This is a genomic window from Pseudovibrio japonicus (genome assembly GCF_014651595.1).
Classification (GTDB): Bacteria; Pseudomonadota; Alphaproteobacteria; order Rhizobiales; family Stappiaceae; genus Pseudovibrio; species Pseudovibrio japonicus.
This window is the reverse complement of sequence record NZ_BMXE01000006.1, coordinates 189,496-209,653: the sequence shown is the minus strand read 5'-3', so window position 1 is coordinate 209,653 and position 20,158 is coordinate 189,496. Positions and strand designations below refer to the sequence as shown.

Sequence of the window (20,158 nt, the reverse complement as noted above, 5' to 3'; positions counted from 1 at the left end):
TTGATGAGAATGGACAGTGTAATCACAACACAGGCGCGCGTCATTGGTGCGCTAGTCCTTCGTGAAACTAGGACTGCATTTGGTGATACGCAGCTCGGATATCTCTGGGCGATTGTGAATCCTGCACTCAGTACGCTGGTTTTGGTTTTTATTTTCTCGAGTGTTGGCAGATCACCGGCTTTTGGAACCAGCTTCGCGTTGTTTTTCGCAACAGGAATTTTGCCCTTCCAAACGTATTCGAAGCTATCAAGTTCACTTATGGCCGCGATCAATTCAAGTCGTGGGCTCTTGAGCTATCCTCTTGTCAATGAAGTTGACATACTGATCTCCAAGTATATTCTGATCGTCCTGACCTACCTGATGATCGTTGTTTTGTTTTTCTCCATAATAATCATCGGTGATGATGCGCCACTCCCTGTTCATATTGAGCAGTGCGCTATGGGATTTGGAGCACTTACTCTACTTGGATTGGGTGCAGGGACATCCAACGCTGTATTATTTCGACTGTGGCCGACCTGGAAGCAACTCGAATCAATTATTAGCAAGCCACTCTTCTTTCTTTCGGGTATCTTTTATGTTCCCAGTGACTTTCCAACGCACATAGTGAAATTATTATCTTGGAATCCGGTGTTGCATGGCGTCGAGTGGTTTCGTGAGGGCTACTATTCAAACTATAATAGTGTTGTCTTGAGTAAATCATATCTTCTGACTTGCGCGTTAGTCTTGCTTCTCTTTGGTTTCTTAGGTGAACGTCTCTATCGAAAGAAGTCTTTCTGATGATTGAATTTCAGGATGTACGGAAAACGTATCACCTTAAGGGTGTTACCAAGACGATCCTTAAAGGGCTGACGGCTCGGTTCCCCAGTGGGAAAAATATTGGGATTCTCGGTCACAATGGTGCAGGCAAATCGACGCTGATGCGCTTGATTGCCGGAGCAGAGTTACCGGATAGCGGGAAGATTAAACGAAACGTGAAAGTTTCTTGGCCACTTGGTTTTAAGGGTGGATTTGCTGGAAAGATGACCGGCATCGAAAACGTTCGCTTCGTAGCACGGATGTATGGTGAAGACACCGAACGAATGGTGCAATTTGTGGAGGATTTCTCTGAACTCGGTGCATCCATGTCACTTCCGATCAAGACATACTCGAGCGGGATGAAGGCGCGTCTTGCATTCGGAGTCAGTATGGCGGTGAACTTTGAATGTTATCTGATCGACGAAATTACTGCAGTTGGTGACGCGCGTTTTAAACGAAAATGCGACAAAGTCTTTGAGACAAAGCTTAAACACGCAAACATCATCATGATCTCCCACGCCGAGTCAGCAATCAAGAAGCTCTGCGACGCCGCATGCCTTCTGCATGAAGGGGAGTTGACAATGTATGACTCTGTCGATGAAGCGCTCGCTCAACATCGCAAGAACCAGCTCAAGTAGCTGGACCTAGGTAATATGACAACCCGCACGATTCTTATTCTACAATCGCACCCCTCTGCTTTCTGTCGGGGGCTTGTAAAGGCGTTTGAAACGCAGGGCGCCCGGTGCGTTATTGTCAATTTTTCGCTCAGTGACTGGTACTTCCGTGTTGGTTTGGGCGCGAAGAATTATTGGGGGCGTTTGAAGAGCTGGCGTAGTTCGCTGGAGAAGCTGATCGATGAAAATGCGATCACAGATATTCTCTATTATAGCGACCGGCGACCCTATCATCGGATAGCTCATGATGTGGCCATGAAGCGTGGGATCAACACCTTTGCTTATGAGTTTGGTTACATGCGCCCGGATTGGATCACGCTTGAGCGTGGAGGGATGGGCGTATATTCGCACTATCCAACAGATCCTGAGCAGATAAAACAAGGTGCTGCCGAGCTGCCTCCTTTGGAACCCGCTGGCCGGTTTCCGCATGCGTTTTTGCAAGAGGCAACCAATGAGGTGATTTGCAACCTCATCCCTGTTTTCTTCCCGTATCTGTTTCCGTTTTATCAGCGTGATCGCTATTACCACCCCTTTCAGGATTACTTTAGCTATATTCCGCGGTTGATCCGTCAAAAACGCCTTGGGTGCGAGGCGGAGGACGTCATAGAGAGGCTTGTGGAAGAACAGGCCAACTATTTTGTCGTTCCGATGCAGATGCAAGGGGACTACCAGATCCGGCATCACTCCCCGTATAAGCATCTGTCCACCTTCATTCGTGAGATTTACAGTACGTTTACGCGCAGCGCGTCGACTGATAGTAAGTTGGTGTTCAAGCTCCACCCCTTTGACAACAATGTGGAAGACTGGCCGAATGTCATCCGTAGTATAGCTGCTGATTTTGGTTGTCTGGAGCGTACACTTATTATTGATGGCGGCGACCTGAATAAGCTTTTAAAGCATTCGCAGGGGTGTGTGCTTGTGAACAGCACCGTGGGTATGGAAGCCCTGAAGATCGGTGTGCCCGTGAAGGCCATGGGGATTGCAGTCTATGATATTGCCGGATTGACGGACCAGCGATCTTTGGAGGACTTTTGGAAGGATCCAGTTCAGCCAGACGCTGACCTTTATCACGATCTGGAAAAGCTTATGGGGCATACAATTCAAGTTCGGGGCAGCTTCTTTAATCGCGAAGGGCGAAAGATCGCGGCTGAAGAGTTTGTACAGCGCATCTTGAATAATCGTGTCAATGGGCATGGTGCGTATGTTGAAACACCGCCACGACTGGCTGCAGCCAAAGCCGCTGGTGTGCCCCTTTTTGCGGATTGTTACTGGGGTGACAAATGACTTCACAGAACAATCGCTGCGTTTTGCTGCTGCAAGGCCCACTTTCAAAGTATTACGCGCGCACTGCGCATTACTTGGAGGAGCTGGGTACCAAGACGCTCAAGGTTCATTTTTGCGGGAGTGACGTCCATGATTGGGAGCATACGGACGCTGTTCGGTTCTCTGAGCCTCCAGAGAATTGGGCGCTCTTCCTGGAAGCCCTGATTGTTGCGAACGGGGTCACTGATATCCTGCTTCATGGAGACCGGCGCTACTATCATAAGATTGCCATTGGAGTTGCAAAACGTCTGGATGTGAACATCATTGCCACGGAACTGGGCTACCTGCGACCAGACTGGATGACGGTTGAGTACGGTGGTTGTTCTGCGCTCTCCCATTTTCCGCAGACCAAACAGGAACTGATGGCACTTGATTTCCCGGTGACCGAGGATACATCTCAGCTTCGCTACCCGGGCAGCTACAAGCAGATTGTACTGCAGGAACTGGGCTTTACCCTCTTCAACGCTATTCATGCCCGCAAGTTTCCGCATTACCGAAATCATCGCACCGAATCCCGTGTGCAGGTCTATGGTGGTTGGCTGAAAGCACGTTTGCAGGCCAAGCAACGAAAGAAGGAAGCTGATGTTATTTGGGATGGGTTGAAGCGCAGTGGCACGTCTTATTACCTGTTCGCTCTGCAGCTGAATGGAGACTTCCAGATACGCGATCACTCCCCGTTTGGCAGCATTTATGAGGCGATTGAGAAGGTGATCGCCTCCTTTGCCCGCAACGCTCCTGAAGGAACATCTCTACTGTTCAAGAGCCATCCGCTGGAGTACCGCTTTAAGGAACTTTCACGCGCCATTGTTGCGGCAAGCCGGAAACATGGCGTTGAAGAGCGTACGCTGCTTATTCATGGTCAGACAATCAAGGAACTTGCCGAGCCATCCTTGGGCATGCTGACCATTAATAGCTCAGCAGGGATTGAAGCGCTCGAATATGGTGTGCCGACCTGCTGCATATTGCCAACGATCTACGATATGGATGGACTGACGCATCAAGGCGACTGGGAAGATTTTTGGTGCTCGGCCACACCACCGGAGCCAGAGGTCTTCCAGAAATTCGTCGAGGCCTTGAAAGCTACCATCCAAGTGCGGGGTACGCTGTATAATGCGGATGGTCTTGAGGCAGCTGCGAAGGGGACGGCAGAGAAAATCCTGACCACTTCCTACACAGAGCACCGGATGAAGCGAATGGAACCGCCGAGGCTGGCGAAGGCTCGCAAAATGGGCGTAACATACGACCATTTTGTGTAAGTGCGGAGTATCCATGCGGATCTGTCTTATTTCTAACGCCAGTGTCTACACGGATGCTGCTCTGCATTCTTTGCTTGCTTACCCGGAGTTCGAAATCTGTGGTCTAGTGAAGTGCGCAGCTGTTGTTGGCAAGCGAAACGACTGGCGCGCATACAAAGACCTTGTGCTTCGCTCTGGCCCGCTGTACGCGGCATATCTGGGAGCGGTGACAAAACCCGCCTACCGGATGCCGCATGTTCCCAGATGGCAAAGTATGCGTACCTGGGCTCATAGCTTGCAATGTCCTGTTCAGCGGACCAATGACGTGAGTGCGGTGCGAACACTGAATTTTATCCAGAAATGCAAACCGGATCTGATCCTGACAGTTCATCTGGGGCAGATTTTGCGCAGTCCGTTTTTTGAGCGGTATTCTGGTAAGACCTACAATATTCATCCCGGTAAACTGCCGCTCTACAAGGGACCAGATCCGGTTTTTCATGGGATTCTGGCGAATGAAAAGGCTTTTACTGTGAGCCTCCATGAGAGTATTCAGAGGATCGATGCAGGTAAGGTACTAGCGGAAACAACGGTGGTACCTAACAAAAGAACACTGTTTCGCACCAATCTGGAACTCTTCAGTAATACAGGCCAACTCGTAGCCTCACATTTTTTGGGTACGAATGAGTGCCCGCCTACTCCAGATGAACAGGCCGGGTGCTATCACAGTTGGCCCACCAATATGGAAGTTCTGAAATTTCTGGCGCGTGGCAACAGGCTCTAGTTAACTTATGCGCACCCTCACCTTCCAGTCGCACAACTCGGGCTGCGTTGATCTCGAGAGTATCTTAGAGACGGGGAATTTGTCGGTAAAGCCGATCGGAGTTGCTTGAGTTCGCTTTGTTGCAGCCTGAGGGATTGCGGTGGGAGAGCTAGTCCCTCACCGGCAACCATTTTTTGGCGCTGCGCCCTAGAATGGCAGTGGAAGTGTCGGCAAGCGATCAAGGTGTGTTTTGATCGTTTCGGCGGCGAGAGCGCCGTCTCCTGTTCGCACTGCATTGATCAGCTGGCTGTGGTCATCCTGGACGCCCTCGGGAATGAAGCCTGTGCGGTGCATGGCAGCGCGGTAGCGCGTACACTGGTCATGCAACATGTACAGGAAGCGGCTTGCCCAGCTGGAGCCAGCGCCATCAACCAGTGTCATATGAAAGACGCGGTTGGCTTCTTCCCATTCATTCCAGAAATCACGGCGTGAAGTTTGCCAGGTGCGCTCAATCTCCTGCAAGGTATGGTACGCATCAAGGACACTTTCGCGCCACTGCGTGTCGCCCTTTTCAACGGCAGTTCGAACCGTTGCGCTTTCAATCAGGCGGCGCTGCTCAATAATGTCCTCAAACTCGGTTTTCGAGAGCTCCGGGATATAGAATCCCTTATGAGATTGAGTGGCAACCAGCCCCTGAGACACCAGGCGGGACAGTGCTTCACGTACAGGTGTTGGCCCGACATCAAATGTACTGCACATTTCGCGGATGCGTAGTTTGCTGCCTGGCTCAAGCTGGCCAGACAAGATTGCCGCGCGCAGTTGCGCATAGGCCCTGTCGATGAGAGAGGCGGAGGACGGGGCGTTTTGTGCAGTGACCGATGGTGCGGCTCTTTCTAATGTATCCTCTATTTTCAAAGTTATCTGCCTTACAATTATTATCTATGCAATTTGGCGTTTCTCTTTTTGGATATGGAAACTAGATCATCAGCTCTGTTTTTAGGCCAAGTTCAATTGCAATACGGTCTGGCCGGTTCATTCTCCCAATTGTAAAACAATATCTGAACTATAAAAGCAATTAAATTGCGAAGCTGCGGCATAACTTTCCAATAAAACGAGCACATTTCATGGAAAAAGATGCCGTATTATCGATTGTTTTTGGAAGATTGTGCAAGTGCACTCAGTTTCATCGAGTATGTGCGCCACTCTTACTTAGAGTTCCCTATTGGTAAGCTGATTTAAGCCGATATTTTAATAAAATAATTTCAACTATACTCAACTTGGGTTGCTAACTGAATTTCCGGTTGAAGCTACTTATCGCCACAAGTGGAATCCAGTTGTGCCTTAGCAAGATATGCCCTGGATGCGTGCCAAATACCTCAGTCTTCCTAGGGTGGTTTGCAAAACTTATTCCCCCTGCTCTGCGCCGTGTTACTGCTGAAGACGAGCTTAAGAGAATCAGTGAGAGGGAGAGTGAGTCGGTCCATTCAGTACAGGAAGATCGTTTCTTGGGAAACAGATCGGTTGTTTGATCGATTTTATGCACTTGTTGTTTTGCCGGCGCAAATAACTTTTAAGTCATTGAAAATAAAAATGAAAACGCCAAAAAACGGACTAAAACGCCTGAGTGATGGCAGGTATTACGCAAAAAGGGATTGAACTGAAGTGCAGGTCAGTTACCCTTTCGACGCAAACACAGACCAAATTGGCGCACTTTCCGTTTGTAGATGACTAGAACCGTTTGAGGGCGAAGCGAAGTGGAATACGGCAACAACACTCTTTTACGTGAGGAAACTCCGTCTGAGAAGATCTCCCGTTATTCGCAGCTCCTATCTGGCCAGCTGCACCGGTTGAGGCAGGAGCTTTATCCGCCAGAAGCCAACAAAGCTCTGCGTTCATTCTCTTCAGTGGATGTTGCGCGGCTGATCGGCGTTTCTGAAAGTACCATTCGCCAGTTGGATCTGGATGGAGAAGGGCCAACACCGACCCGTCTTGCCAATGGGCGTCGCAGTTACACTCTGGAGCAGATCAACGCGATCCGTGAAGTGCTCGCTGCGCGTAAAAAGGGTGATGAAGCGGTCAATATTCTGCCGCGTCGCCGTCCGGGTGAGCGTTTGCAAGTGATTGCCTGCGCAAATTTCAAAGGTGGCTCGGCAAAAACCACAACCAGCACTCATCTGGCACATTATCTGGCCCTGCGCGGTTATCGCGTGCTGGCCATTGATCTGGATCCGCAAGCTTCGCTTTCTGCCATGTTTGGCGTGCAGCCGGAGTTTGACGTTGAGCCGAATTCTACCTTATTTGGCGCACTTCGATACGATGAAGGCCGCCGCACACTGAGCGAAGTGATCCGCCCGACGTATTTTGATAATCTGGATCTGGTTCCGGCCAACCTTGAGTTGGCTGAGTTTGAGCACATTGTGCCCACCGCCATCGCGTCCGGGGCGTCTACCGGTGAAAACATCTTCTTCCGCCGTATCCGTAACGTGCTAAGCGAAGTGGATGCGGACTACGATGTTGTCGTGATTGATTGCCCGCCGCAACTGGGATTTCTCACACTTGGCGCGCTGTTTGCTTCCACCGGATTGTTGATCACATTGCACCCTCAAATGCTCGACCTTGCAAGCTGCAATCAGTTTCTTGGCATGAGCTCTGACCTGATGGGTGTGATTGAGAACAATGGCGGAGAGATGAACCTGGACTGGATGCGGTTCCTGGTGACCCGTCACAATCCAAATGATAGTCCGCAAACCCGTGTTGTCGGGTTGATGCGGGCGTTGTTTGGTGAGGACGTACTGACAGCACCTGCTCTGGACTCCACAGCGGTTGCCAATGCAGGACTTGAAAAGAAATCACTCTATGAGTTGGAGCCGGGAGCCATTGGCCGCGAAACGCTGAAGCGTGCGCTTGAATCCATGGACTCCGTGAACCGCGAAATTGAAGATCTTCTCCGCAACTCTTGGGGACGACCGCTATGAACAAAGCTAAGGACCGGAAAAACGCACTAGACACCCTGTTTTCAGGTGGTGGCATGGCTGGCCTTGTTGCCGATGCAACTGCGCCGCGCCCGCGCATGTCTTCTGGAGCAATCGGCGCTGCCGAGATCAACTTGATCAAGGATGAACGCGACAAGCTGCGCGAAGAGTTGAAAACACTCAACTCCCAAATGGCCTCCTCCGTAAATGTGGTGGAGCTTGACCCGGAACAGGTGCAGCCGTCCTTCGTGGCAGACCGCATGGAAGTGGCATTTGATCCGGCCTTTGAAGCCCTCAAGGAATCTATCGCGGAGACGGGGCAGCAGGTTCCCATTCTGGTGCGCCCTGCTCCGGATCAAGCTGGCATTTACCAGATTGCCTACGGTCACCGTCGTTGGAAAGCCTGCCGTGCTCTGGGCAAGCCAGTCCGCGGTGTCATCAAAGAGCTTTCTGATGAAGAATTACTGGTGGCTCAGGGGCAAGAAAACCATGAGCGCAAGGACCTGAGCTTCATTGAAACGTGTCTGTTCGTGTTCCGCCTCGCGCAAGACTACCCGCAGACAATGATTGTTAAAGCGATTGGCAAGGACAAATCTCTGGTTTCCAAACTCCGCAAGCTTGCGGCAACTATGCCTGAGGAGTTTTTGCGTGTGATCGGGCCTGCGCCAAAAATCGGCCGGCCACGTTGGGAAGAGATGGCCAGTTTCTTCCATGATGGAAAGCTTGCGCCAAACCATGAGAAAGCCGTCAATTCGCTGTTCGGGCTGGATTCGTTTCTCGAGCTGCACAGTGATGAGCGTTTTAGTGAGGTGCTCCAGCTCTTGCAGGAAACGCCAGCTGAATTGGAAATCAAGTCGGCCTCCCGCGATGGTGAGGTCGCTGTTGCGGCACATACCCGCAAAACGAAGAATTCTGAGTGGCTTGGCAACAAGCACGTGCTCGTTAAGCGGACAGACAAAGCAACGGTGTTCTCCGTTGACAGTAAAACGAAGAGTGATTTCGGCGCGTTTTTGCTGAAGCAGATGCCGGCACTAATTGCCGAATTCGAAGAGACGAAGGGGGAGGATGCCTGATGGTGTAGCCCCTTAAAGACGAAAGGCCCTGCTGACGGCAATCAGCAAGGCCCTGAAATCGTCGCCCAAGAGAGTGAATAGCACTCGTCGAGGACCTTCTTTAGCACGAACATCCTACGACGAACGCACCGTGCGAATCAAGTCAGCAATGCTTTCTTGAATCCCTTTGTGGCGCATTTTTGCTTTTTCGGGCGCTAAATCCCCAATTTCACTTGGATAACACCCCGGATTTTCTTGGGTGAATGGGTTTGCTATGCAAAGCACCGGTGTTGCGTCTTTCCGCAAAATGACACCCGCCATGTTGGAGAGCCAGCGTCTGGCACTGGCTAATGACATTGTCAAAACGACAAAGGCCGAGGTGGCGATCACTCTTAAAAAGGCGGCCCCTGCCCTGGGGATCGACGGAACCGCCTATCATATTCTAGATATTCTGATCGGGCTGACACGGGCTGATGACTGGAAACAGGACCGCCGTCCGTTGGTCGCGATTTCCAATGACAAGCTTGCCGAATATGTATGTCGCTCCACGCGTACTGTGATCCGGGCCATCAAGCGACTTGTTGAAGTGGGAATCCTGGCCTACCGCGATAGCTCAACCGGCCGCCGCTTTATCTATCGCAATGATGCCAGCGGCGAGATTGACCGCGGATACGGGTTTGACTTTTCTCCAGCGCGCCAGCGCGTTGAAGAGATCAAGCGGATTGGTAATGAATTTCAGGCACGGGTCCGTGCAGAGCAGGAGGCCAAACGTACGGTCAACCGGCTGTCGCGTGCAATCATCGATGCTTGCCGTACCGGGCAAAGCGAAGGGGCCGACTGTGAGGCGTTTTTGACAGAACTTAACGCTCTTATGGAAACGCCAATGCTGGTTGTAGAGCGGTCTGAAAAAATCACAAAGCTCTATGAAGTGGTGGTAACAGAGCTTGCTGAGCACAGTGAAGAGGTGGCCGAAACCCCAACCTATTCAAATGAATATGCTCAAATGTCAGGCGACCATGACATTGATGTCACCCCTTATAATATTACAACCCATCAGACTCCTAAAAATAGTATACAACGGCAGCCATCTACCGATGGCTACTTAAATACCAAAGTCGCTTCTAACGAAGCTTTAGAAATTGCTCTTGAAAAAGACCAATCAAGCAAATTCCCTGCCAAGTCACTAAAGCCGACGCAAGGTGTAGCGCAGCAAGGTTCCCAATTAAACGCGGGTCTCAGCGATCATCTTTCTGCAATTTCCATTGGTTTGATTGATAGCGCGACAACTGAGACCCAGGATATGCTGGGCATGTCGTTCTCAAGCTGGTTTGATCTTTCCCAGTCCGCAGAACAGATGCGATTGGCGATTGGCCTGTCCGAAGATGGCTGGAAACAGGCGATTTTGGTCCTTGGCGAGAAAATGGCCGCCGCTGTTCTGGTCGTGACTGTTGAAAAAACCCTGCGCGATCCGGAGGGCATTTCGCGCCCTGCCGGATATTTCCGCGCCTGTGTTGACCGGGCAAAAGATGGCAAACTCGCGCTGCACAAATCGCTTTATGGGCTGGCTCTGGCGTAAAGATCGGAGCCGTCATCTTCGTCTGATTGGGATAGGTTGATGCGAAGGTGCGGCGTTGGGGTCCGGTGGATGAATTCTTCTTCGATTAGCTCAAGCATGCGGCGTTGACCGGGGAAACTTACCAGAGCTTTTGCATCGGCAAAAGAGAACCACTGATAGGCATCATGTTCGCCGTTGAGTTTGATGGGAGTATCGTGGGAAATATGAGCGACAAAGACAGGGATTATTGAGAAGCTGTTTTTTTCGGGCACGTAGAACCGGATGTCAGCGTCGGCAGACCAGAGCTCGTCAAGAATAATACCGGTTTCTTCTCTCACTTCACGAAGCGCGGCTTGCCAGGCTGTCTCATCTGCTTCAATTGCTCCGGCAACCTGGCCCCATGTGTTTGCCGGGGGATCAAGGCGGCGGAATAATAAAACCTGCGGCTCTTCAGAATTCTTGTCGATCAGGAAAACCGTGGTTGCTTGGCAGAAAACTGGAACTTGGGACATAATAGGCTCTTTGAAAATAATTGAAGAGCCAGAGTATCGGTAGATAGTTAAAAATCCACCTGAGGGGAAAGGCAGGAAACCACTCCCCTGCCCTCTGTCTTATGGGTTGGACCGAAATGGCGATCCATCGACCACAGTATCCTCAGTGAACTGGTTACGCGTCCGGTTTGCGTAAGCCACTAAAGCTAGCATTACCGGAACTTCAACGAGTACGCCAACAATGGTCGCCAGAGCAGCGCCCGAGGTTACGCCGAAGAGGCTGATAGCAACCGCGACAGCCAGCTCAAAGAAGTTGGAGGCACCAATCATGGCACCGGGTGCAGCTACGTTATGCGGTTGGCGCCACTTCTTCATCCAAAGGTACGTCACGTAGAATATCAGGACGGTTTGGATAAGCAGCGGGATCGCGATCAAAACGATATCGCCTGGCGAGGCGATAATGTTGTCGGCCTGAAGACCGAACAATAGGAAGACTGTGCCAACAAGTCCCGCAATTGAAAACGGCTTCATATTGTTGCTGAAGGAAGTAAGGTGTTCCTGGTCCTTGAGAGCACTTCGGGTCAACCACCCTGCCCCCAATGGCAGTGCCACGAACAATGCAGTTGAGATCAGCAGTACATCCCACGGCACGATGATGTCAGAGACACCAAGCAAAAATGCTGCGATTGGCGCAAATGCAAATATCATGATCAGATCGTTGGTAGCGACCTGAGCCACGGTGTAACTTGCATTGCCCTTGGTCAGGTACGACCAGACAAATACCATAGCCGTACACGGTGCAACGCCAAGCAGGATCATACCGGCGATGTATTGGTCAGCCAGGTCGGGTGCGATGAAGGTGGCGAACAGGTAACGCATGAAGAGTACGGCCAGCGCTGCCATGGTGAACGGTTTGACCAGCCAGTTCATCGCAAGTGTTACGATCAGACCCCTCGGTTTTGCGAAGCAGTGGCGGACTTCGCTGAATTCAACCTGCACCATCATTGGGTAGATCATCAACCAGATGAGCACTGCGATGATCAGGTTGATGCCCCCAACCTGTAGGTCACCGATGAATTGAAAAAGGCCCGGTTGGAGGAGCCCTGCCCCTACCCCTAAGGCCATCGCAAGACCGACCCAGACGGACAGGTAGCGTTCGAAAGTTCCCATTGTTTCTCCTATATCGTCGATCGACGATTTATTTAGGCAAATATTAGAGCGAGAAGCTTTTTCCGAAGAGATGGCTGAAGCTCTTCAATTCGGTTCTATTGACTGAATAGCAAACCCGCGGACGTTGGGCCTCCGCCAATATGAAGCCTGCATCCTTAAGAATACGAAGATGTTCGGACACGGTGGATTGTGCCAGTCCGATTGAATTGACAAGGTCGCCGCCCACGCAGCCCGGTTGAGCAGCCATGATTTTGAGCAGGCGAACACGAGCGGGGTGCGCCAGTGCTTTCGCCTGTATTGCCAGTTTTTCTTCTTCCTCCTCATTTAATGAGGTAGGTGCAAATTCGGTTACACAGCTGTGGTCTGTCATTTTGGATCTCGTATATCGTCGATCAACGATATACTCTGATGGTAATCGGTTGGCAAGGTATTTCTGTGTTGACAGCTGTCAACTTTCTGGAAGCCAAGTTGACAGCTAAAACCCCTTACCATGCATCCTAGCGGGCTGCGGCGTGATACTCTGGATTTGGCTGCATTCCTGTTGCAGAGGCCATGCGGTTGGACATGGAGAAGAACGCAGCCACCTCGCAAATGTCCCAGATGTCTTCTTCGGAAAATCCAGCAGTTCGAAGCAGCTTCCGATCCCCCTCCCCTATCTCTGAGGACGATTTGGCGACCTTTACTGCAAAGTCGAGCATGATGCGCTGCTTGCTAGTGAGATCGGCATAACGATAGTTCATCACCATGGCCTCCCCCAGCTCCGGCTTGTTGGAATACTCCCGAACGGCCGCACCATGGGCGACCTGGCAATACCAGCAGGAATTGATGGAAGACACCGCAACCGCAATCATCTCACGCTCCAATTTGGAAAGACTGGAGTCACCAAGCATTAGTTCGTTATACATTTGTGAGAACGCGCGAAGTTTCTCAGGCCGGTGTGCAAAGGCGATCAACACATTGGGAATCAGCCCGAGCTTACTCTGACATTTTCCAAACAGTTCCTGAATGTCATCGGGCAGTGGGTCAGGAAGTGAAAGCTTCAGTGCTGTTGGGTGCGCAAGTTGAGCGCTGTCTATCTTCTGAAAATCCGTTGTGGTCATGAATGGTCCCTCCTCCATTGGCTCAGCTTAGCTGTGAAAGAAGGGACTGTCCCCCTCTACAAAAGGAGAGCAAAGAAAACCCACCTTCGAAGCCGAAGGTGGGTGAGGTCGGACCGGTCTTGGGATCACGCAGGAGCGGTGCGTTCACGGTCCTTTCGCTTTTTGGAGAGGTGCACGTATCTATAAACCTGCAGGAGCGTCAGTGGGATGAAGTGAACAAGGGCTGGAATGAAATCAAAATTAACCAGAACCCAGTGGGCCAAAGTCAGGACAGCAGCGGCATAGCTAAATTTCTGTATCTTCTTCCAGTTGTTGCCAAGCTTCGCAACCGACCAGTCATTGCTTGTCATGACGAGTGGAATGAAAATGAGGGAGGCGAGCCATCCGGTCCAAATTCCAATTTTGAACATGTCTTCAATGATTGGTGCGAGCGCCCCCATGTCCAGAAGGTAAATGGCAACATGTAGAGCCGCGTAACCCCCTGCGGCTACACCGATATAGCGTCGGCGTGCCATGAGCCAACGAACCCAGCGTTGTCCATTTGTTGCGAACATGAGCGGTGTGATCATCAGGCTGATGACTAGAAACCGCGCGGAGAACTCTCCGGATGGATGCAGCAGCGGTTCCAACTCTTCACCTGCACGCAGGAGGCTGCCAATGATTGGAAGTCCCGGAAGAGCGAGAATAAACCAGAACGTATAGGGTGAATTCCAAAAGGATCGAATATATGACATGGTGGCCCGAATGCGTTGAATTAAAATTAGATGCACACTGCTGGTTTCGCGGTGTTGGGGGTACGTGGGGACCAGCAGTGTGCGGCTGATTGCGTCTGCGGAGGCCGCGTTCAACCTTGATCAAACAGTGGCTCAGCCCCGACTTTTCAGCAAGAAATCAGATGTAACAAAGTGTCCACTGGGACGGCTGAGGCCGAGGAGTTCTTGTTCTCGTCGGCGCTGAGAGACAGAAGTAACACAATGATATAGCTGAATTATTCGGTCTTCACTCGGTATCGTAAAGTTATAGCACGGTGAATCTGCGGGAAAACGAACGCAGTCAATGATTACACTTTGGCAAAAACTGTCGCGATCTCGATGCAAACTCCGATGTAAACTCCGATGTAAACAACGTTTGGTTTTCGCAAGCCACTGCAACAGAAGGCGGGGGAGCAACGGAACGCGAGTTGCGTGGAAGCACTGTCGATCCCCTTGCTGTGGCGTACAAGTGGGAGTGTTGGGAGGATATCAGGTCGGGATACAGTGAGGTCTACAGGAACGTGCAACTCGCGAATTGATGCGGTAGTGCGTTCTGAGACGCGGCCTTTGTAGGCTTAGACTTGATTGTGAGAACTTCACTCTGCTGGTTGTCAGCTGACAACTCGGCTTTTTGGGCGAAGAAACGGCGGTCAATACGGTTGCTTTGAACGCCGCTCTTGTCATTCACTACAGGTTCTGACGCAGAACTTGAAAACGCTTCCCGAATTCTTCCTCGTCAATTTCACCTTTCGCAAGCCGGCGTTTCAGGATTTCCAGAGCCTCCGAATTGCGTTGTGTTGGTTCTGGCGGTTCAGTCTGTTTGGAGCGGTCGCTACCAAAATATCCGTAGGACCGGGCAATCAGAAAGCTGATGAAAAGCAGAAGAGTGAGGACTATTGGAAATGGAAAAAAGTGGAACCCGTACAAACCATACTGATGGAACATAGTGATCTCCTTGGCTTTTTTGTTTGGTATGCTCAGCATGACGCCTTCAGCTTTGGGTTTCAAATTCCGTTTGTAAGCAACCGTCTCGAGATTGGAGATCGCGCAAATTCGTTACACTTTTATGCGAGTTGACAGCTGTCCACTTTTCAAATTGATAGGTGGTTTCCATATTCCCTCGAAATCAGGGCATGAACGAAACAGGATTGTAGGTGGACTCAGCTAACTTATAAGTAGCAAAAGAGGTGTCTGCATGATCAAGAAACTTCCTGAAAGTACAGAGAATGTTCTTGGGTTCGAGGTTGATGGAAAGGTTGATCTGGAACAGGAAAAGCAACTGATTGCACAGGTCGAAGCGGTGCTTGAGAAGCATCCAAAAGTCAGCGTATTGGTGGTTCTGAGTGACCAGGCAAGCTGGGGGCTTGAGGCTGGATATGAGGATCTGAAGTGGGCAATGACCCACGTCAAGAGCTTTCACCGTATCGCAATCGTCTCCGATCGAAAGATTTGGGAATGGCTCGTCGCCATCGATAGTCCCTTCGCGGCCATGCTTGGCATAGGCGAAAAGCACTTCGATATGGTCAATCTGGACAAAGCCTGGGCGTGGGTGAAAGAGTAATTTGGCGCCCACACCACAGGAGGAAAAGGTCATGATTGAGACCTACCGTGGTGTCGTTTATCCGTACCAGTTGGACCACATGGGGCACATGAATGTTCAGTGGTATACGGTGAAATTTGATGAGGCCAACTGGCACCTTTTCTCTCGGCTTGGTTTGACGCCCTCGTACTTCCGCCAGCATAATCGCGGTATGGCTGCAGTTCAGTAAACGACGAAATACCATTGCGAAGCACTAGCTGGGGCTCTGTTGTTTTGCCACTCGGGCTTGATAGAGGTTCACGAGAAAACGCTCTCTATCCTTCATGAAATGTACAATGCGGAGACGCAGCGATTAATCGCCACAACGAACCTGATTTGCGCGAATCTGGACCGAGGCATTCATCATGCCTGCCCATTGCCTCCTGATGTCTGTAAGGCAGCAGGGGCGCTGCTTATCACGGAAAGATAGGTGCCGCCGCGGCGTCCTAATTTCTGTTTTAGGGCGTCTTTCAGGTCCTAATTCGCGATTGAGGTCGCCCCAAACGCACCGGAAACCCATAGTTTTGGAAGTTAAGCCAAGGAGTTTCCAGATGACAAGTAAGACCACAATCGCAGTCCTCACAGCAATCGTTGCAATTGGTATCGTGACTTATGCAGGCGTTTCAACCGGAATGGAGACCACCCAAACTCTTGCCCCGCAGGGCGTGCACTCTGTCGAGATTTCAGGCAGCAGCCTGGGGCTTCGTATTATCGGAGACGACGCTTCTGTGAGTGACATCAATCTTGAAACCAGTGATGTACGAGGCTGCAGTCTGACAGCGAAGACCGCTCAAACACCCGACGGAGTGCTTACGATCGAATTCGAAAGACGTCGGTCCTGGGGGCTTGGTTGGTGTGATCCTACGGCGACCCTAAGGCTGCCCAGCACCATGAATGTGACAGTCAAGATGGACAACGTGGCAGGTGAGTTTGCTGGATTGTTCGATGCCTTTTCTGTCGCGTCAGAGAAGGCCGTGATCTATTTTAACGGAGGTGTTTCCAGCTTCGATCTGACTGGAGAAATGGCGGCGGTCTATCTTAAGTTTGATGCGGATGTTCCGCGGGAGAACGTCCGCATCAACGTTGATAAGCTGGTGTCCAACATCAGCCTGATGGGTGGTTGGTCCCATGCTACGGGGATCCTGCGCGAGATCTTCTAGGCAATCTCAACGCTCGTAGATGTGCGATGTTCCTTTCTCCACGCACTTGGGCTCTTGCCCGCGATGCGTTGGAACTCGCGATTGAAGTTGGACTTGGTGGTGAAGCCAACTTCGAAGATGATGGTGGTGATTGGAGTGTCTGTTGTCTCCAAAAGATGACAGGCCTCTGCCACGCGAAAGCCATTGGTGTATTGCGGCAGATTGATTTCTCGCAGTGTGTTGACAGCTGTCGAAATCTGCCGCGCCGGGACACGCAGTCTACGCGCGAGCTTGTCAAGAGATAGGTTCTCATCCCGGTATAGGTGCTCATCTCGCATAAGCTGATCCAGTGCTGCGACCAATGCGATCTGCTCGTCTGAGGCTTCAACCTGCTTCAGAGTAGGTTGGTTTGAAGGCTGTGGGGCAGATGGTTTGCGCCCAAACAGAACGACAATTGCAATCAGTGAAAGAAGCATAAAGAGATTGGCAGTGCCTACGATGGTTGCGGCACTGCTACCCTTGTTCACGGCGAAGTCGATCGCCACAGCCAGGTCCACCAGAGCGGATGTCGAGAAAACGGCTCCGGCGATGAGTTGGGTTTGCCGCGTTGGCAGCATTTGATCAATGGGGAGGCGGCTTGTCCATTCCCACTGCCGGGTTGTCGCAGACCGGAAGAACAAGAAGCCGTAGCCAAGGTAAATGGTGACGCTCGCCAGATCAATGAGAACTGGAATGTTGAAGCCCGGAGCCAATATCAAAATGGAGAGCGAGAGCACAGTCGCTCCAGCGGTCCAGATGATAGCCTTCTTCGACATCTGGTCAGTGAGCTGAAGGAAAGAGAGCCATGTGGCAGGCGGCAACAGCAGGGCTAAGCCAGCAAGCGCCCAGGGCGGAAGGCCACCCATGCCCCACTTGATGCCGAGCAGTACGGATTGCAGGGCGTAAAGGCTGATGGTTATAACAAACAGCGGGGGCAACTTGCGTCCATAACCAACCATCAGACGCAGAAGGATAAAGCACAAAAACAATGCGGTGAAAAAGGGAAGGGGTAAATTCGGCACGCGCCAGCTCCAATTGCAGATAATCCGATAAACCTAATCGGTCTGCTGAGTCTGCGAAAGAGTGCGTGACGACTTCTTTTAGCGGCAGATCCTTCTGGCGACATTAAGCACAAACATCCAGCAAATCGCTTGAGCCCAGACGATGCCGATCAACTCCCAGCTGATGGCAGGAACAAGGAAGCCGGACCGACAGATAATGACGGCGAGCAATTGCGTTGCAATAATTGCCATGAGTAATTTGGCGGATGGTCGTGGTGCCTGCCAGAACCAGTGGTCATGTCGGCAGACGAACAAGAGCAAGTGCCCCGCGACGACAAGCTGGAGGAACATGACGCTCTGCAGCTCCATAGCGGAAACACCGAGCCAGTTTTGCGCGGCCATCATGAGGATGAAGTTCTCGACCACGGATATGAGCCCCAGTACGGTCGCGGTGCGCAGCATATTTCCCAGCTGCCACTCCATGGGGGCAGGAGCAGCTTCGGTGTTGTCGTAGGCAATGGTAATGATCGGTATGTCATCCAGCAGTGCGAGCATAACGATCATTGTTGCGGTCAGCGGTACATCATCCAGTAGCAGCACACTGGCGGAGACGAACACCATCAGGTTGATTGTCATTGCCACGCGGTAGTCCACATAGCTGATCATGCGGGCAAAGATCTTACGTGCTTCTATAACCGCGTCGGTGATCACCGAGAGGCCGGGCAAGGTGAGGATCAGGTCGGCTGCGGAACGGGCTGCGTCCGTTGCACCTGAAACGGCAATGCCCACATCGGCTTGCTTCAGCGCTGGCGCATCGTTCACCCCATCGCCGGTCATGGCAACGTATTTGCCCGCTTGCTGTAGGGCTTTGACAATGCCGTACTTATGCTCGGGAAAGACCCGCGCAAAGCCATCAGCATTGACGATCTCTTGCCGAACGCTCTCGGGAAGATTGTCCATGTCCTTGGCCTCGGAGAAAACCTGACTTGCGCTTTCAAGCGCTGTGCCCAGACCCAGCTGACCTGCAATTTCCTTGCCTATGGCGACGTCGTCTCCTGTCACCATCTTCACAGCAATACCCGCGTTTTGCGTTTCTGCAATCACATCCTTGGAATCATCACGCGGCGGGTCAAAGAGCGAGAGAATACCCAGCAGGCGAAGCTCGTTTTTCTCGTTGGTTTTGGCGATACCAAGAGCGCGCAGGCCTTTGGTGGCGAACTCGTGTACGGCTTTGCTGGCAGCGTCTTTTTCCTCAGGTGCGTTGGTGCACAGATCGATGACCACTTGCGGTGCGCCCTTGATGACTTTGAAAGAGCCGTTGGGACCAGAGATCTCGGCTTCCGTTCGCTTGCTGACCGGGTCAAAGGGCGTGAAGGTGTTTTGCTTGTATGGTTCCAGTACGCTCCGCTCAGCCTTGCTGACAATCAGCTGATCAATGACATCCTTTTCAATTGTGCTGGAGGCAAGGGCGGCCATCACGACCAGCTCTTGTTCGCTCTTTGCATCAATCAGCACAGGCTCCCCAAGTGTGAGTTCGTTCTTTGTGAGCGTACCAGTTTTGTCAGAGCACAGAACGTTCACTCCGGCTAGCTCTTCAATGGCTTGTAGATGCGCGACGATGGCTTTCTTCTTGGCAAGGGTGAGCGCCCCCAGAGCCATTGTCACAGAGAGGACAGCAGGCATGGCAACAGGAATGGAGGCAATCACCAGAACGAGTACCAGCTCAACAATGTCCAATGGGCTTTGTTGCAGGTAGAGTTGTTTGATGATGATGAGCGCCGCCAACACTGCTGTGCCTAAGATGAGAAACTTGCCGATACCCAGCACACTCTTTTGAAAGTGCGAGATGTTGCCTGCCGATTGCACAAGCTTGGCGGTGTTGCCAAAAAAAGTGTTGCCGCCCGTCGCTGTCACCAGAGCCTGCATGGTGCCCTGCTTGATGATAGAGCCGGAGTACCCCACATCGCCCACTTGTTTGTCCACGGGAAGAGACTCGCCCGTCAACGCCGCCTGATCCACCGCAAGGTACGGACCGCTCTCCAAAATGCAGTCCGCCGGGATGATGTCGCCGTTCTCCAGATTGATGATGTCGCCGGGAACAAGCTCTGCAGCGGGAATGTCCGTCCACTTGCCTTCACGCTTTGCGCGGGCTTTGAGCGCCATGGAGGATTTAAGCGCAGCCAGAGCATTCGCGGCTTTATTGCTTTGAATAAACTCGATGCCGGAATTCAGGAACAGCATGAACAGGATGATCGAAAAATCCGCCCAGTGCTGAATGATGGCAGACAGGATTGCCGCGATTTCAATGAGCCACGGGATAGGTCCCCAGAATGTCAGGAGCAGCTGCACCAGTTTACTGGTTTTCTTTTCCTCCAGTGCGTTGGGGCCGTATTGCTTCAATCTGTTGGCGGCGGCATCCGCGCTCAGCCCTTCCGGCGAGCTTTCCAGCCGTTCAAATTCATCAGCGAGAGTGGGCTTTTCCTGTTTAGACATCAGGTTTTTCCATAGGTGAGGCACACAT

General features: G+C 51.6%; 19 protein-coding genes and 1 pseudogene. 11 read left to right on the top strand and 9 right to left on the bottom strand.

Annotation, left to right across the window (positions count from 1 at the left end; translation table 11 throughout):
• Positions 1 to 9 precede the first annotated feature (9 nt).
• From IE076_RS16675 to IE076_RS16655, 5 genes are read left to right on the top strand one after another with little or no spacing between them, the layout of a single operon-like run.
• Entirely contained in the window at positions 10 to 777 is a 768-nt protein-coding gene (locus IE076_RS16675; RefSeq protein ID WP_189437915.1) for an ABC transporter permease, read from the top strand.
• Complete coding sequence (locus tag IE076_RS16670; protein ID WP_189437914.1) at positions 777 to 1,433, top strand: ABC transporter ATP-binding protein; 657 nt, start codon at positions 777 to 779, stop codon at positions 1,431 to 1,433. The genes IE076_RS16675 and IE076_RS16670 overlap by 1 nt, the downstream gene beginning before the upstream one ends.
• A gap of 15 nt (positions 1,434 to 1,448) precedes the next feature.
• A complete protein-coding gene (locus tag IE076_RS16665) occupies positions 1,449 to 2,753 on the top strand; it encodes a capsule polysaccharide biogenesis protein (RefSeq protein ID WP_189437913.1) in 1,305 nt (434 codons plus the stop codon).
• The gene (locus IE076_RS16660; RefSeq protein WP_189437912.1) at positions 2,750 to 4,048 is read left to right on the top strand and encodes a capsular biosynthesis protein; all 1,299 of its coding nucleotides are present in this window, start codon (positions 2,750 to 2,752) and stop codon (positions 4,046 to 4,048) included. The genes IE076_RS16665 and IE076_RS16660 overlap by 4 nt, the downstream gene beginning before the upstream one ends.
• Positions 4,049 to 4,061: 13 nt before the next feature.
• The gene (locus IE076_RS16655; RefSeq protein ID WP_189437911.1) at positions 4,062 to 4,808 is read left to right on the top strand and encodes a formyltransferase family protein; all 747 of its coding nucleotides are present in this window, start codon (positions 4,062 to 4,064) and stop codon (positions 4,806 to 4,808) included.
• Positions 4,809 to 4,994: 186 nt separating this feature from the next.
• On the opposite strand, the gene IE076_RS16650 is transcribed toward IE076_RS16655, so the two are convergent.
• Entirely contained in the window at positions 4,995 to 5,702 is a 708-nt protein-coding gene (locus IE076_RS16650) for a GntR family transcriptional regulator (RefSeq protein ID WP_209009202.1), read from the bottom strand.
• An 839-nt stretch (positions 5,703 to 6,541) separates the two neighbouring features.
• Between IE076_RS16650 and repA the strand changes: the two genes are divergently transcribed.
• The 3 genes from repA (at position 6,542) to repC (ending at position 10,387) form a co-directional block, all read left to right on the top strand.
• Positions 6,542 to 7,762: a plasmid partitioning protein RepA gene (gene repA, locus IE076_RS16645; protein ID WP_189437910.1), complete on the top strand. Its 1,221-nt coding sequence runs from the start codon at positions 6,542 to 6,544 to the stop codon at positions 7,760 to 7,762.
• Positions 7,759 to 8,832: a plasmid partitioning protein RepB gene (gene repB / locus IE076_RS16640; protein WP_189437909.1), complete on the top strand. Its 1,074-nt coding sequence runs from the start codon at positions 7,759 to 7,761 to the stop codon at positions 8,830 to 8,832. The genes repA and repB overlap by 4 nt, the downstream gene beginning before the upstream one ends.
• Positions 8,833 to 9,085: 253 nt before the next feature.
• The gene (repC, locus tag IE076_RS16635; RefSeq protein WP_189437908.1) at positions 9,086 to 10,387 is read left to right on the top strand and encodes a plasmid replication protein RepC; all 1,302 of its coding nucleotides are present in this window, start codon (positions 9,086 to 9,088) and stop codon (positions 10,385 to 10,387) included.
• Here repC and IE076_RS16630 read toward each other — a convergent pair.
• From IE076_RS16630 to IE076_RS16605, 6 genes are all read right to left on the bottom strand, one after another.
• Positions 10,366 to 10,878, bottom strand: a complete 513-nt coding sequence (locus tag IE076_RS16630; RefSeq protein ID WP_189437907.1) for an NUDIX hydrolase — start codon at positions 10,876 to 10,878, stop codon at positions 10,366 to 10,368. The genes repC and IE076_RS16630 overlap by 22 nt on opposite strands.
• 99 nt (positions 10,879 to 10,977) lie before the next feature.
• Entirely contained in the window at positions 10,978 to 12,027 is a 1,050-nt protein-coding gene (arsB, locus tag IE076_RS16625; protein WP_189437906.1) for an ACR3 family arsenite efflux transporter, read from the bottom strand.
• 43 nt (positions 12,028 to 12,070) lie between these two features.
• Positions 12,071 to 12,397, bottom strand: coding sequence for an ArsR/SmtB family transcription factor (locus tag IE076_RS16620; protein ID WP_189437905.1), 327 nt, complete (start codon positions 12,395 to 12,397; stop codon positions 12,071 to 12,073).
• A gap of 127 nt (positions 12,398 to 12,524) precedes the next feature.
• Positions 12,525 to 13,127, bottom strand: coding sequence for a peroxidase-related enzyme (locus IE076_RS16615; RefSeq protein ID WP_189437904.1), 603 nt, complete (start codon positions 13,125 to 13,127; stop codon positions 12,525 to 12,527).
• Positions 13,128 to 13,252: 125 nt separating this feature from the next.
• Positions 13,253 to 13,861 (bottom strand): protein-methionine-sulfoxide reductase heme-binding subunit MsrQ, encoded by a 609-nt coding sequence (locus IE076_RS16610; protein ID WP_189437903.1) that lies wholly within the window; start codon positions 13,859 to 13,861, stop codon positions 13,253 to 13,255.
• Positions 13,862 to 14,566: 705 nt separating this feature from the next.
• Positions 14,567 to 14,824, bottom strand: coding sequence for an SHOCT domain-containing protein (locus IE076_RS16605; RefSeq protein WP_189437902.1), 258 nt, complete (start codon positions 14,822 to 14,824; stop codon positions 14,567 to 14,569).
• A 250-nt stretch (positions 14,825 to 15,074) separates the two neighbouring features.
• Between IE076_RS16605 and IE076_RS16600 the strand changes: the two genes are divergently transcribed.
• The 3 genes and pseudogenes from IE076_RS16600 to IE076_RS16590 all read left to right on the top strand — a co-directional run bounded on the left by IE076_RS16600 (position 15,075) and on the right by IE076_RS16590 (position 16,618).
• A complete protein-coding gene (locus tag IE076_RS16600) occupies positions 15,075 to 15,440 on the top strand; it encodes a SpoIIAA family protein (protein WP_189437901.1) in 366 nt (121 codons plus the stop codon).
• 31 nt (positions 15,441 to 15,471) lie between these two features.
• Positions 15,472 to 15,888 (top strand): annotated as a pseudogene (locus tag IE076_RS23100) (acyl-CoA thioesterase).
• 121 nt (positions 15,889 to 16,009) lie between these two features.
• A complete protein-coding gene (locus IE076_RS16590) occupies positions 16,010 to 16,618 on the top strand; it encodes a hypothetical protein (RefSeq protein ID WP_189437900.1) in 609 nt (202 codons plus the stop codon).
• On the opposite strand, the gene IE076_RS16585 is transcribed toward IE076_RS16590, so the two are convergent.
• Both IE076_RS16585 and IE076_RS16580 read right to left on the bottom strand, forming a co-directional pair.
• Positions 16,615 to 17,658 (bottom strand): helix-turn-helix domain-containing protein, encoded by a 1,044-nt coding sequence (locus IE076_RS16585; RefSeq protein WP_189437899.1) that lies wholly within the window; start codon positions 17,656 to 17,658, stop codon positions 16,615 to 16,617. The genes IE076_RS16590 and IE076_RS16585 overlap by 4 nt on opposite strands.
• A 78-nt stretch (positions 17,659 to 17,736) precedes the next feature.
• Positions 17,737 to 20,130 carry a plasma-membrane proton-efflux P-type ATPase gene (locus IE076_RS16580; protein ID WP_189437898.1) on the bottom strand — a complete coding sequence of 798 codons (2,394 nt, stop codon included), beginning with the start codon at positions 20,128 to 20,130 and terminating at the stop codon, positions 17,737 to 17,739.
• Between the last annotated feature and the right edge of the window lie 28 nt (positions 20,131 to 20,158).